The following is a 13,719-nucleotide window of genomic DNA, read 5'->3' on the forward strand; positions in this document are numbered from 1 at the left end:
GACTAGCCCAGCTCCTTCGACCAGTTGATGGCGTTCACGTAAATACCAAGCGGATTCTTGCGGAGGCGATCGAGATCGCGCGGCATCTCCACGATGATCGTGAGGATCGCGCTCCACCGCTCGGTTGCGGCAAGCTGACCGTTGTCGTAGCGGCGCTCGACCCAGGCGAGGCGAAAGCTCTCAGGCGAAGCCCGAATGACGCTCGAGACCTCGATCGCAATTTGCGTCTTGCCAATCTTGGCGAATGGATCGTTGTTGCGGGCGTAGTCATTCAGTGCGGCCGCACCGCGATCGGTTGTAAAGTCGTAGGCGCGGAGCCAGTTTTCGCGCAGCACAATGGCGTCCATCGGCAGGCCACGCACATGCTCGATGAAGCGCGCCAGGTGAAAGGCTACTTGCGGATCGGTCGGTTGATAGCTGGCATTTGCCGGAGCAACGGCTTTCGCTTCCCCCAACTGATCGACCTCGACCACCCAGGGCGTGATCGTCCCGTGAGCGGACTGCCAGACCAGGGCGCCGGCAAAGCCGGCTGATAAGAAGAGGCAGCCAAAGGCCATCAGGCGCCAGTTCTTGGCCTGCACGCGCGCAGACCCAATGCGGTCATCCCAGACCTGAGCTGCGCGTTGATAGGGGGTGACGGCTTCCGGCGTGCGGCCATAGTGAACGGCCGATCGTTTAAACATTGTTTGACCTCAAGAGATGGCGGGGAACCGAATTGGAAGGAAAGGAGGCGTCAGTGATCCTCTTGCGAGAGGTCGACAGATCCGCCGCCGCCTCCGTGATCACCTGAACGGATCGCGTGGGTTGCCGCCGATGCGCCATGACTGATCGTCTGCGCTCTCTTCATGCGCCGAACCCAAGCGGGCGCGCTGTCGGAAGCTCTCGAGGAACCCTCTTCCCCCTTACCGGCATCGCTCGCCGGTCCACCAAGACCAGCTGCGACCGAACGCAAGGGGCTTGCAGCACCGGACGCGCTCGCCTCGGAGCCGGACTGACTCCCCGCCCGAAACACGCTCATGGTGCCGCTTGCAATCGCGCTTCCACCGCGTAGCGAGCCTGCAATCGCGCCGCCGGCGAGACCGGCAGCGCCGGCCGCAAGGCCAGCGCCAGCCGCAACGACTCCACCGGCGGCAAGTCCCGTCCCGACTGCGCTACCTGCGCCGAGCTGCGGACCTCCGGAGACGATGCCGTTGGCAATCCCAGGTCCGAAAATGCCAAGCCCCAACAAGGAAAGTGCGCCGAGCACCAGCGCCATCGCGTTCTCGATGGTCGGCTGATTGTCGCCGAAACCTGCCGTGAACTGCGAGAATAAGGTCGATCCAATGCCGACGATGACGGCGAGGACCAAAACCTTGATGCCGGAGGAGATGACGTTGCCCAGCACCCGTTCGGCCGCAAAGGCGGTCTTGCCGAACAGACCGAAGGGGATCAGGACGAAACCTGCAAGCGTCGTCAGCTTGAACTCGATCAGGGTGACGAAGAGCTGGATGGCGAGAATAAAGAAGGCCAGCAGCACCACGATCCAAGCGAACAGCAGGACCGTGATCTGGACGAAATTTTCGAAAAAGCTGACATACCCCATCAGGCCCGAGATGGAGTCCAGGATCGGACGGCCGGCATCGAGCCCCACCTGCGCGATCCGACCTGGCCGCAAGAAATCCGCCGATGACAGGCTCGTGCCCGAGGCTTTGAGTCCAAGACCTGCAAAGCTCTCGAAGACGATGCGGGCGAGGCTGTTCCAATTGCCGATCAGGTATGCAAAGACACCGACAAACAAGGTTTTCTTGACGAGCCGGGCAAGAATCTCCTCATCACTTCCGAGGGACCAGAACAGGCCCGCAAGCGTGAGGTCGATTGCGGCCAACGTCGTGGCGAGATATCCGACTTCGCCCCCGACCAGGCCGAATCCGGAATCGATGTAGCGGGTGAAGGTTTCCAGGAACTGGTCGATGACGGAGGTGGCACCCATTGCTCACTCGCTCTGGCTTGGAATGGAGGGAGAGCCGGACGGGAGGCGGCTTTCGTCCTTGCGCGGCACAGGCGAGGAAAATGGCGCGGCGCCTACCCCGCTATCACCGTCTACCGATCCACTTTTCCCCAAGAACTGGCTGCGCCGTTCGGCCCAGATCCTCTGGCATTCGAACAGAGCCTCTCTCTGCTCGTAGGTGACGGTGCGGCATTGCTCAAGCTTTGCCGCCGCCGGATCGGGCTTCGCAGCGAGCGAGGCGGAAGATTGGTTCGCGCTGTCGTCGCCGCGCAGGCGAATGGCGCAGGCGGCGACGACCAGGACTGTGAGGCCAACTGCCACCGCGATTGGCAGCCGTTCAAATTTGTTCTTCATCATCAGTGGAACATCTGCACGGTTGTCGGTTGATAGCCCTGCCCCTGGGTCAGAAAGCGCCGCATTTGCTCCCTCCCCTGATCCTGCGCACTTGCTCTTTGCGCGGCTTCGAGCGTTTGTGCGCGCCCCTGCGCGGCCATCGTCGCGGTGAGATCAGCAAGCTGCTGGGCTTGAAGCGCAAGGAGCTGGTTGCCGGCCTGACTTGCCTGCAGAGCACCTGACGCGCCCTGGCTCGCCGTGACCAGGGCCGACATCTGGGTGCGGTTGGTATCGAGATTGCCGACGACGGTCGCCTGCACCCGCATGGCGTCCTGCAGTCCGGCAACCGCATTCTGCCAGCGTGTCTGGGCGTTGGCGACGAGGAGCCCGTTGGACATGCTCGCGGATGCCGTCGCATAAGTTGTCGAGAACGCGCGATCGATCTGCTGGACATCGTAGGCAATGCGCTGCGCTTGACTGAGCAGCTGCTGCGTCTGCTGAATCGATTGCTCGAGCTGCTGCAAGGACGAGTACGGCAGGCTCGCTAGGTTCTTCGCCTGATTGATCAACATCTGCGCTTCGTTTTGCAGCGACGTGATCTGGTTGTTGATCTGCTGCAGCTCGCGCGCAGCCGTCAGCACATTTTGCACGTAGTTGTTGGGATCGAACACGATCCACTGTGCCTTCCCTTCCCGGGGCGCTTCGGTCAGGCTAATTGCGATGATACTTGCTGCCAGAAGCGGACGGAGACGTTTCATGACAAGCCTCCTTCCTTGGCAAGCTGCGGAATGAGATTGCAGGCCCAGCCGAGGTCGCGCGCCTTGAGCCAGCCGGTGACGAAATCGTCTCGTCCGTGCTCCTCAAGAACGCGCTCGATGAGGGCCTGATCGGTCTTGGACGACGCGGCCGCAAAAGCCAGCGCGATCTCACCAAGGCCGAGCTCGAACAGCCGGTTGCCCCGGCGCGACTGGCAGTAGTAGTCGCGCTTTGGCGTCGCGCGGGCGAGGATCTCGATCTGCCGATCATTTAGTCCAAAGCGCCGGTAGACGCCTAAGATCTGCGGCTCGATCGCGCGGTCATTGGGAAGCAGGATCCGGGTCGGACAGCTCTCGATAATTGCGGGCGCAATTGCGGAGCCATCGATATCGGCCAGCGACTGGGTCGCAAACACGACGGAGGCGTTCTTCTTGCGCAGCGTCTTCAACCATTCGCGGAGCTTGCCGGCAAAATCGGCATCGTCCAGCGCAACCCAGCCCTCATCGATGATGAGAAGGGCCGGACGGCCGTCGAAGCGATCCTCAATCCGGTGGAACAAATAAGAGAGAACCGCCGGCGCGACACCGGTCCCGATCAACCCGTCAGTCTCAAACACCTGGACGGAGGTCTCTCCCAGCCGTTCACCTTCGGCATCCAGCAGCCGCTCAAATGGACCGCCGAGGCAATAGGGTTGCAGCGCGCGCTTCAAGGCATTGGATTGCAGAAGAACGGACAAGCCCGTCAGCGTCCGCTCCCGAACTGGCGCCGAGGCGAGCGAGGTCAAGGCCGACCAGACATGATCCTTGGTCTCGGGCGTGACCTCGATGCGCTCGCGCGCAAGAATCGATGCGATCCAATCGGCTGCCCAACCGCGCTCCGCGACATCGTCGATGCGCCCAAGCGGCTGGAGCGCCACGAATTCTGCCGAGGCTCCGCCAACCGCGCCGCCGAGATCATGCCAGTCGCCACCCATGGCGATCGCCGCCGCACGGATCGACCCACCGAAATCGAAGGCAAAGATCTGAGCGGCCGGATATCGCCGGAACTGCAGCGCCATCAGCGCGAGCAGCACCGATTTGCCGGCGCCCGTCGGCCCAATCACCAAGGTATGTCCGACATCCCCGACATGGAGCGAGAAGCGGAAAGGGGTCGATCCTTCCGTCTTGCCGAAGAACAGCGGAGGCGCCTTGAAATGATGGTCCCTCACCTCTCCCGCCCAGACCGCAGAGAGCGGGATCATGTGGGCGAGATTTAGCGTCGACACCGGTGGCTGGCGCACGTTTGCATAGACCTGTCCCGGCAGGCTGCCGAGCCAGGCCTCAACGGCATTTACTGTCTCGGTCATGGAGGTAAAGTCCCGGCCCTGGATCACCTTTTCAACGAGGCGTAGCTTTTCGTCCGCCGCGTGCGGATCCCTGTCCCAGACCGTGACGGTTGCCGTCACAAAGGCCTCTCCAATCCGATCCGAGCCGAGCTCCTGGAGCGCGCTGTCTGCATCAATCGCCTTGTTGTGGGCATCGGTATCCAGAAGCGTGGACGCCTCGTTCGTCATCACCTCCTTCAGGATCCCGGCAATCGACTTGCGCTTGGCAAACCATTGCCGCCTGATCCTGGTCAGGAGCTTTAGAGCATCCGTCTTGTCGAGCATGATCGCCCGCGTGGACCAGCGGTACGGGAATGCGAGGCGGTTGAGATCATCGAGGATCCCGGGCGTCGTCGTCGTGGGAAACCCCACAACCGTCAGGACACGCACATGCGCCTCACCCAGCATCGGCTCAAGCCCGCCTGTCAGCGGCTGATCGGCAAGCAGCGCATCGAGATACATCGGGACTTCCGGCACGCGAACGCGATGCCGCTTGGTCGAGACCGTCGAGTGCAGGTAGGTGAGCGTTGCCTCGTCATCGAGCCAGCCGCATTCCGGCATAAAGCCCTCAACGAGCTGCAGCACGCGGTTGGTCCGGTCGACGAAGCCACTCAGCACCTCGCGCGCATCCGCCCCCGCGCTGCGATGGCCGCCCTCGTACAGGAGACGCTCTGCCACAGCGGCACTCTCTGCAGGCGGCAGATAAAGGAAGGTCAGGTAGTAGCTCGATTCATAATGGCTGCCGGCCTCCTCGAATTGCGCTTTGCGCTCCGCATCCACCAGGGCGGATGCGACATCCGGGAATGTGTCGGGCGGATAGCGCCCTGCCGAATGCCGTTGCGCCTCGACGAAAACCGCCCAGCCCGATCCGAGACGCCGGAGCGCATTGTTCAGCCGGCTTGCGACCGCAACAACCTCAGCCGGCACGGAACTGTCGAGGTCCGGTCCCCTGAACTGCGCCGTCCGCTGAAGTGAGCCGTCCTTGTTCAATACGATCCCCTCGTCGACCAGAGCAGCCCAGGGCAGGAAATCAGCAAGGCGCGTATTCGAGCGGCGGTATTCGGCAAGATTCATCATGGGACTATTCTCAAGCGCTGAGATGACCGGGAACACGAACGTGCCGGCGTACGACTTCGACGAATTCCGGATCGCGTTTTGCGGCCCAGACCGCGGCCATGTGGCCGATGAACGCCAGCAGAAGGCCTGCCAGCCACAAGCGCAGACCAAGGCCCAGCGCTGCAGCCAATGTGCCGTTGAGAATGGCAACCGATCGCGGTGCACCGCCCATCAGGATCGGCTCGGTCAGCGCACGGTGGACAGGCGCGACAAAGCCCGGGACTGGCTCATCCATCAGATCACCACCCCGCCGCCGAACGAGAAGAACGACAGGAAGAAGCTCGAGGCGGCAAATGCGATCGACAGACCAAACACGATCTGGATCAGCCGCCGGAAGCCGCCCGAGGTGTCGCCGAATGCGAGCGAAAGACCGGTCACGATGATGATGATGACCGCGATGATCTTGGCGACGGGTCCTTCGACCGATTGCAGGATCTGGTTGAGCGGCTGCTCCCAGGGCATGTTCGAACCGGCGGCCCAGGCCGTGCTACTCACCAGGTACAGACAAGCGAATGCCGCAACTGATGCGAAACCTCGCCCGGAAGATGATCGTACGTTCATGACTGATCTCCGATTTTCGAAAGGGTGTAGTCGCCTGATGACCCAAGCCCGGTGACAGAAGCGAGTTCGCTCAAACCCCGTTCGGCACCACGGCCAGAGAGCACGGCGATGACGTTGATGGTCTCGGCGATCAGCGCGCGCGGGACCGTGACGACGGCCTCCTGGATCAGCTGCTCGAGCCGGCGGAGCGCGCCAAGCGCGGTGCCGGCGTGGATCGTGCCGATTCCGCCCGGATGTCCAGTCCCCCAGGCTTTGAGCAGATCGAGCGCCTCGGCTCCGCGCACCTCGCCAATCGGGATACGATCAGGGCGCAGGCGAAGCGACGAGCGCACAAGTTCGGACAGCGAGACGACGCCATCCTTGGTCCGCAGCGCCACGAGGTTCGGCGCCGTGCACTGAAGCTCCCGCGTATCTTCGATGAGAACGACGCGGTCCGAACCTTTGGCCACCTCCGCCAGAAGCGCGTTCGTCAGCGTCGTCTTGCCCGTCGATGTGCCGCCCGCGACCAGGATGTTCTTGCGTGTAGCGACCGCATCGCGGAGCGCGTTCGCCTGCTCCAAGTTCAGGATGCCGGCAGCGACATAGTCGTCCAGCCCAAACACGGCGACCGCAGGTTTGCGGATCGCGAAGGCCGGCGCGGCGACGACCGGCGGCAACAAACCTTCGAAACGTTCTCCCGTTTCCGGCAGCTCAGCCGAGATTCGGGGCGAGCCGGCATGAACCTCAGCGCCCACATAGTGCGCGACCAGCCGGACAATTCGCTCGCCGTCGGCAGCTGATAGACTCTCGCCGGTATCGATAAGGCCGCTCGACAGCCGATCGATCCACAGCCGGCCATCGGGGTTCAGCATCACCTCAACGATCGACGGATCTTCCAGAAAGCCTGCGATGGCAGGCCCCAGCGCTGTGCGGAGCATGCGCGCTCCGCGCAACTCGGCTTCCGAATGAAATGAATGGATCACCACGACAGCCCCCCAGTTGAGTGAGGCAGCTAGCGTCTAGCCGCCTCACATGAGGACAACTAGAAAAAGCAGAACCTGCGCGACAGCAACAATGAGACCATGTCAATCGTAGTCTGGCGTAGAAGAAGAAAGATTAGGGACGATCGCTTCTGACGCGCCGAATATCATGAACCGGGACATCAGCCCGGCGACAAGGCTGGCTTCACCATTCCGCGTGATCGTCCGCCTCCAGGATGGCGAGCTCGGCTGGTGCAATAACGGCCTCAACCGAGTTCCAGCCTCCCGCCGGTTGACGTGTGGCCGAAGCGCCAGCCTTCCATTTCCGGCCGTCGAGCCACGGGATGGCGAACCAGACCAGCGCTGCCACCTGCAGCAAAACGTTCACACCGAAGGCGGTCTGATAGGCCGTTAAAGGATAATGCCCCGCCTCCAGAGGCCATTGCTCCAGAATCAGTCCCGTCCCGTACTGCACGACGAAAGCCCAGCCAAACTGCAGGACATTCAGGCCGCCATTGGCGCGCGCAACTAGCTCGGCTGGGAAATAATCCGCTATCATGGCGTAGGCCAGAGCAGTGGCTGATCCGGCCATCGACAGCACGCACCACGGCAGGAGTGATGGCCAGGGCGGATGCAGGATCAGTACAAGCTCCGCCACAATCGACACCGCCGCGACCGAGCCAAACAGAGCCTCGCTCTTCTTGGCCCGGCGGCGCACCCAGTTGGCAAGGACGCCCAAGACCAGAGCGCCGAGACTCAGAGCGACCGCCATCACGAACAGTTCGTTGACGAGTCTCATTCGATCCAGCCGCTCCACATCGGAAAGCCACGGCGCCGCCCATAAGGATTGCAGTGCCCAAGCGGACCCGATGCAGGTCGCTGATAAGGGCGCCATTCTCCAGAACCGCGCATCGGAATAGACTGTTTTCAGAGTGGCGGGCGTCCTGCTTCTCTGTGGCCCAGTGGTTCGTTCGGGAACCACGAGATAGATCAAAATTGCAGCAAGCGCGCTTGCGGCGCCCAGCACGCCGAATAGACCCCGCCATCCGATCCAGTCCAGCAGCGCCTCGGCAGGAGCCGTTGCGGTAACGGCCCCCAATGAGCCCAGCATGATCATATAGCCATTGATGAGGGCCATTCGTTCTCTTGGAAACCAGAGGACGATGATTTTCAGCCCCGACATCAGGGCTGCTGCACACCCAAGGCCGACCATCGCCCGCGCAAAAAGAAGCGACAGGAACCCCGTCGATAGTCCAAAGAGCGCGGCACCCGCCGCAGCAACAGCCAAGAGCACGCTCTGGACCCGGCGCGGCCCGAATCGATCAAGTAACATGCCGATCGGAATCTGGGCCGCCATAACGACCAGGAAATAGATTGACGTGAGCAGCCCGACATCGGCAGCGCCAAGACCGAGATCAGAGGCGAGGCGCCCAGCAATGAGCGTATTGATGGTCCGGAACAGGTACGAAAGGTAGTACCCGGCCGCGAAGGGAAGAAACACGCAGGCGATGAGCCGCCACGAGGGACAAGGCTCAACGCGTTTTGCGGGCGATGTTTGCGCCCTCATTTGCTTCGGCGCGTTTCTTCCGGCCCACGTGGTCGCCTCAACAAAAGGAGTTCGGCAGGTTTCGAAAGTTCGAATTGCTGACGCCCTCCTCGGCGGCAGCGCTCGGCTGGGAGTTTCCATCCGCCGCGACTGCGGACACACCTTCCAGACTCGGCTGTTCTTCTGCCGCGCGTTGTGACGCACCGCCATGAGCTTCACTGGCAGGTCGACTGCGCCTACCCAGCCGGTCGATCGTCTCCTGGATCAATGGCTGACCGAGCCGGACCCGCCGTTCGACCTGCTCCGCCAATACCTTGAAACGCTGCTGCCCGAGCAGGCACGCCTCCCGCTGCCCGGATGGCAGCATCGGCGGCGTCACGGTGAGGTGATAGCGCGCATGCAGGGCTACCGTCTCGGCGATGATCGCGATCTCGCGCTCGAGCCTGGCCATCCGGCCACTGATCCGGTCCAGAGCCTCATGAACGAGTCCTTCGATGGGCGGTGCAGGATTCAGGAATCGTTCAAGCGCCGTCTCGACGACTATGCTCTTGCCGAGCCCCGGGCGCTCGGTCGCAACTTCAAGCCGCTGAAACATGCTCTCAGAGAGCTGAACAGTGACCTTCTTGGTTCGCGCTCCTTCGTTCGGGCTCGGCTGCGCATCGCTCTCGGTTTGATTCACAATCGAGCTGGGCTGGCCTCTAAGCTCTCCATCGACTTGCATTGCTTGTTCACTCCCAACTTGCGGCCGCGACCTGCCCGCGCACCGCGGCACGCGCGGCGTCGATTTCGGAATCGAAACGGCTGAATCGCCCCCAGCGATGATGGACTTGACACAAGGGCCAATCCGAACGTCACTTCAACCGCACCGACATCTGCGTCGTAGTCTGGCGTAGCCAAAGAAAGACAAGGCGGTCTCAAGAAGAGCGGGATTTGTAAGCCTATGTCATTCGCGGGCAGCTAACGGTCTGTTGCAGCGGGCCCGGGCGCCTTGAGTGACGCGCCGATCCTTTACGTGCTTCGTGGCATGCTGCCGACCTGCTGGTCGGCCTATCTGACCCAGCGCCGCATCTATTGCCAAAAGCTGCCAGGCGCATTTGGAGCGCGCGTACTGATTACTCGGGCTTCTCAGAGGCGTGCATGTCGATGCTCACCTCTTTCAGGACGGTGGATCCGCTTGCAAGCCGCCGTCCGAGCGCGTCAACAAAGCGATCGTAACGTTCCGCGCCCTTGGCGCGCGCGGCGGGAGTCGAATGTTCGGGGAGCGCCGGCGTCGAGGTCAGCCAGAAACGGATGAAGAGCGCGATGGTCTCAAGCGTGATGCCATCATTGCGCTCCAGGCGTTCGAGCACACGCGCGATCCGGTCGAGACGCTTGGCGATCGCCGCCTCGCGCCGATCGGAATCATCAGGGGAAAGGAACGCGGCGATCGCGGCCTCGGCGACCAGGGACTTGGGCTGCCCCCGGCGTTGTGCGAAGGCCTCGAGGGTTTTGAAGGTTTCCGGATCGAGATAGATGCTGAGCTGGATCTTTTTCACGCTGCCCGCTCACAGATCCATCCCATCGTCCGCGTCGAGGCTGACGGTCCGCGCAACACCCTGCATCGAGCGGCTCAGAGCTTGTGCCTGGACGGCATCGGCATCACCCTCATCGAGGTCGGTGTCGAACTCGTGTTCGCCGAGCGGCGCCTTGACCTCGATCTCCTCATGTTGCGGCAATTCCGGCTCGCGACGCAAACCACCATTCGCCTCATCACTCCTGCGCTTGCGTCTGGTCAGTAGCTCGACTGATGGCGGAATTGGGGCGCCGGCCGACCAGTCATCCGGTCCTGCGGACAAGGTACGCTGCTCGAAGCGGGCTGGCTTCAGCACACGTCGCTGGAACTGCGGATCCTCATAGTAGCGGGCTTTCGTAGCGCGGACCGGGTGCACCCCGGAAATCATCACAATTGCCTCTTTAGGCGAGAGTTGCATGACCTCGCCTGGCGTCAGCAGCGGCCGCGAGGTCTCCTGACGGCTCACCATCAGGTGTCCAAGCCAGGGGCTCAAACGGTGCCCAGCATAGTTCTTCATGGCACGCAACTCGGTCGCAGTTCCGAGCGCGTCGGAGACGCGCTTGGCGGTACGCTCATCATTGGTCGAGAAGGCGATCCGGACGTGGCAATTGTCGAGAATGGCATGGTTCGGCCCATAGGCGCGTTCGAGCTGATTGAGGCTCTGGGTGATCAGGAAGCTGCGGATGCCGTAGCCTGCCATGAAGGCGAGCTGGCTCTCGAAAAAGTCGAGCCGGCCGAGCGCTGCAAACTCATCGAGCATCAGAAGGAGTTTGTGCCGGCGCCGGTCTGGATCCAGGCTCTCGGTCAACCGCCGCCCGATCTGGTTGAGGATGAGCCGCATCAAGGGTTTGGTGCGAACGATGTCGGATGGAGGCACCACGAGATAGAGTGAGACGGGCTCGGCGCCGTCGACGAGGTCGCGGATGCGCCAATTGCTTCGCGCGGTGATCTTGGCAACCACCGGATCGCGATAGAGCCCCAGGAAGCTCATCGCGGTTGAGAGCACCCCGGAGCGCTCGTTCTCGCTCTTGTTGAGAAGCTCGCGCGCGGCCGAAGCGACAACGGGATGAACGCTACCTCCAAGATGCGGGGTTGCGAGCATTGCGGTGAGCGTAGCGTCGATCGGGCGGGAAGGATCGGACAGGAAATTGGCGACGCCTGCGAGGGTCTTGTCAGCTTCGGCGTACAGGACATGGAGGATTGCGCCGACAAGGAGAGAGTGGCTGGTCTTTTCCCAGTGGTTGCGGCGTTCGAGTGCCCCTTCCGGGTCGACAAGGATATCGGCGATGTTTTGGGCATCTCGCACCTCGCAATCACCACGACGGATCTCGAGAAGCGGGTTGTAGGCGGCGCTGGCCGGATTGGTCGGGTCGAATAAGAGCACTGGCCCAAATCGCGCGCGCCAGCCGGATGTCAGCTGGAAGTTCTCGCCCTTGATGTCATGAACGATCGTGGAAGCCGGCCAGGTCAAAAGAGTCGGTATGACGAGGCCAACGCCCTTGCCCGAGCGCGTGGGAGCAAAGCAGAGCACGTGCTCAGGCCCGTCATGCCGCAGATAATGGCCCTCAAGCCGGCCGAGCACGATGCCCTCAGATCCCAAGAGACCCGCCCGCCTGACCTCGCGCGCATCCGCCCAGCGTGCCGAGCCATAGGTGGTGACGTCCCTCGCCTCTTGCGCCCGCAAGACGGAGAGCATCATCGCTAGCGCAATTGCTGCGATGCCACCGCTCGCGGCAATGGCGCCGCCCTCCAGGAAGATCAATGGTGCGTAAGCGTCGAATTTGAACCACCAAGCGAAGAAGGCTGCCGGCTGGTAAATCGGCCAATGCCCAATCCTGAACCAGGCTGGTCCAAGCTGCGGTTGGAAGGCGAGCCGCCATGCCGTCCATTCGGTAGCCCCCCAAAGAAAGGCGAGTACGACGAGACAAACCAGGATGACCTGATGCCATATGATCTTTGTTGCGGACATGGATTGGAGATGTGGAGGCATTCATGGGGTGCGCACAAGCGGTGCTGCCCGTGAATCGTACTCGCGCGCGTCATGGCGCAGAAATCAGCGGGTCAGGCGAACGGTCGCATTCGTGAATGAAGATCCCCAACGGTCCGGAACATACCGGTGATACTAGCCACAACATACAATGATCCATGTCGCGCTCCGAAAACGACTGAAAGAGCCGGCGATTATCCCATCGTTGCGTGACCGTCGCGGCTGCGGCGTCAGACGTTACCCAACGTTTGCTCGATATGGCGGATTCGCCCTTGCTCCGATCAATTGGTGCTGGTGGCGTTCTCTTTCGGAAGTTGTCGTGCTCGACACGAGCGACTTGGCGAGCTGTCGACTATGCCCAAGGTCGGGCCAGGATGCTTCCCCGCAGAGAGGGCACGGAAATAAGTTTAGTCATTAAGAACGCAGCGTTCATCTCATCAGCCGGGGCCTAACGACGCTTTTTGGCCCGATATGCCATTGATGCGCAGAAATCCCGCTAGCGACATCGAATATCGTACGGCGCGCACGGGTTTGCGCAGCAAGCAAAGTCGCCCAGGCGTTTGAACAGATTGGCATCATGGCTTGCCCGCGCTGCGGCCGTGGTGTTCGCCTGCAATGGCATCGCTAGCGCGACCGACTGCCCGCGGCAGGACGCATTGGGAAAGTCGCGCGTACTCGCTGTCGATCCGAAGGCCTATCCGCGCGTGGGATCGAATGAGTTTCCGAAGACCCTTCCTCTGGCAGATCACGAGGTCGTCCTCACCTTCGATGACGGTCCGAGGCCGCCGAACACACAAAAGGTGCTGGAAGCGCTCGCGCAGGAATGCGTGCGGGCCACCTTCTTCCTTGTCGGCAGATCCTCGGCAGAATTTCCCGAGCTCGTCCGCCGCATCGCCTCACAGGGCCACAGCATTGCGCACCATAGCTGGTCGCACCAGATGATGTCCAAGATGCCGTTCGAGCAGGCAATGGATGACATCGATCGCGGCATTGCGGCCGATGAACTGGCGCTCAAGGGCGTGTCGACCAACGTCCCTTCGACGCCATTCTTCCGCTTTCCCTATTTCGGCTCGTCGCCTGCAATGCTCGACGCGTTACAGTCGCGCGGGATCGTCGTGTTCGGAACCGACCTTTGGGCGAGCGATTGGGAAGACATAAGCTCAGACCAAGAGCTCATGAACGTGATCGCGCAGCTAGAGAGCACGAGAAAGGGCATCATCCTCCTGCACGATGCCCAAGCCCGCACTGCCGCGATGATGCCGGCGTTGCTGCGATATCTGCACAAGAACGGTTATCGAGTCGTGCATTTGGTGTCGGCTGTCCAGGCCGAGAAGAAGGCTGAGACGCGCCATTAGCATGCGCCTTTTCGACATCACCTGTGGCAGCTTCCTGATGATGTCCCTTTTGAGTTCGCTGCAGGCTGGTGATGGCCAAGAGTGGAAGCTGCTCGATTTCCGATCCTAAGGGGGATTCGAATCTCAATTGGTGCAATGCATGCTGAGTTGACAGCTAGATCCTGCGTCCGAATGGCAATATCCGTTGCATTCTAGCTGGTGGGC

General features: G+C 61.8%; 13 protein-coding genes. 1 reads left to right on the forward strand and 12 read right to left on the reverse strand.

Annotated features, from left to right (window positions below; genetic code table 11):
• Positions 1 to 2 precede the first annotated feature (2 nt).
• From trbF to AC0L21_RS28690, 12 genes are all read right to left on the reverse strand, one after another.
• Positions 3 to 683: a conjugal transfer protein TrbF gene (trbF, locus tag AC0L21_RS28635; RefSeq protein WP_438746043.1), complete on the reverse strand. Its 681-nt coding sequence runs from the start codon at positions 681 to 683 to the stop codon at positions 3 to 5.
• A 50-nt stretch (positions 684 to 733) separates the two neighbouring features.
• A complete protein-coding gene (trbL, locus tag AC0L21_RS28640) occupies positions 734 to 1,969 on the reverse strand; it encodes a P-type conjugative transfer protein TrbL (RefSeq protein ID WP_473265017.1) in 1,236 nt (411 codons plus the stop codon).
• A 3-nt stretch (positions 1,970 to 1,972) separates the two neighbouring features.
• Positions 1,973 to 2,344, reverse strand: coding sequence for a putative entry exclusion protein TrbK-alt (gene trbK-alt, locus AC0L21_RS28645; protein WP_473265018.1), 372 nt, complete (start codon positions 2,342 to 2,344; stop codon positions 1,973 to 1,975).
• Positions 2,344 to 3,078, reverse strand: coding sequence for a P-type conjugative transfer protein TrbJ (gene trbJ, locus AC0L21_RS28650; protein ID WP_473265019.1), 735 nt, complete (start codon positions 3,076 to 3,078; stop codon positions 2,344 to 2,346). Before trbJ ends, trbK-alt begins: the two co-directional genes overlap by 1 nt.
• Positions 3,075 to 5,516, reverse strand: a complete 2,442-nt coding sequence (gene trbE / locus AC0L21_RS28655; RefSeq protein ID WP_473265020.1) for a conjugal transfer protein TrbE — start codon at positions 5,514 to 5,516, stop codon at positions 3,075 to 3,077. The genes trbJ and trbE overlap by 4 nt, the downstream gene beginning before the upstream one ends.
• A 10-nt stretch (positions 5,517 to 5,526) precedes the next feature.
• Positions 5,527 to 5,790 carry a VirB3 family type IV secretion system protein gene (locus AC0L21_RS28660; RefSeq protein WP_007600323.1) on the reverse strand — a complete coding sequence of 88 codons (264 nt, stop codon included), beginning with the start codon at positions 5,788 to 5,790 and terminating at the stop codon, positions 5,527 to 5,529.
• On the reverse strand, positions 5,790 to 6,116 hold the full coding sequence (locus AC0L21_RS28665; protein WP_473265021.1) for a TrbC/VirB2 family type IV secretion system protein: 327 nt from the start codon (positions 6,114 to 6,116) through the stop codon (positions 5,790 to 5,792). The genes AC0L21_RS28660 and AC0L21_RS28665 overlap by 1 nt, the downstream gene beginning before the upstream one ends.
• Positions 6,113 to 7,033, reverse strand: a complete 921-nt coding sequence (gene trbB / locus AC0L21_RS28670; RefSeq protein WP_473265022.1) for a P-type conjugative transfer ATPase TrbB — start codon at positions 7,031 to 7,033, stop codon at positions 6,113 to 6,115. The genes AC0L21_RS28665 and trbB overlap by 4 nt, the downstream gene beginning before the upstream one ends.
• A gap of 247 nt (positions 7,034 to 7,280) precedes the next feature.
• Positions 7,281 to 8,576: an MFS transporter gene (locus AC0L21_RS28675; protein WP_473265023.1), complete on the reverse strand. Its 1,296-nt coding sequence runs from the start codon at positions 8,574 to 8,576 to the stop codon at positions 7,281 to 7,283.
• Positions 8,577 to 8,679: 103 nt separating this feature from the next.
• A complete protein-coding gene (locus AC0L21_RS28680; RefSeq protein WP_473265024.1) occupies positions 8,680 to 9,342 on the reverse strand; it encodes a ribbon-helix-helix domain-containing protein in 663 nt (220 codons plus the stop codon).
• Between the two features lie 391 nt (positions 9,343 to 9,733).
• Positions 9,734 to 10,156, reverse strand: a complete 423-nt coding sequence (locus AC0L21_RS28685) for a CopG family transcriptional regulator (RefSeq protein ID WP_473265026.1) — start codon at positions 10,154 to 10,156, stop codon at positions 9,734 to 9,736.
• A 9-nt stretch (positions 10,157 to 10,165) separates the two neighbouring features.
• Positions 10,166 to 12,142 (reverse strand): conjugal transfer protein TraG, encoded by a 1,977-nt coding sequence (locus tag AC0L21_RS28690; protein ID WP_473265027.1) that lies wholly within the window; start codon positions 12,140 to 12,142, stop codon positions 10,166 to 10,168.
• Between the two features lie 617 nt (positions 12,143 to 12,759).
• Between AC0L21_RS28690 and AC0L21_RS28695 the strand changes: the two genes are divergently transcribed.
• Positions 12,760 to 13,515, forward strand: coding sequence for a polysaccharide deacetylase family protein (locus AC0L21_RS28695; protein ID WP_473265028.1), 756 nt, complete (start codon positions 12,760 to 12,762; stop codon positions 13,513 to 13,515).
• The last annotated feature ends 204 nt before the right edge of the window (positions 13,516 to 13,719 follow it).

This window comes from Bradyrhizobium sp. WSM4873 (genome assembly GCF_055811355.1).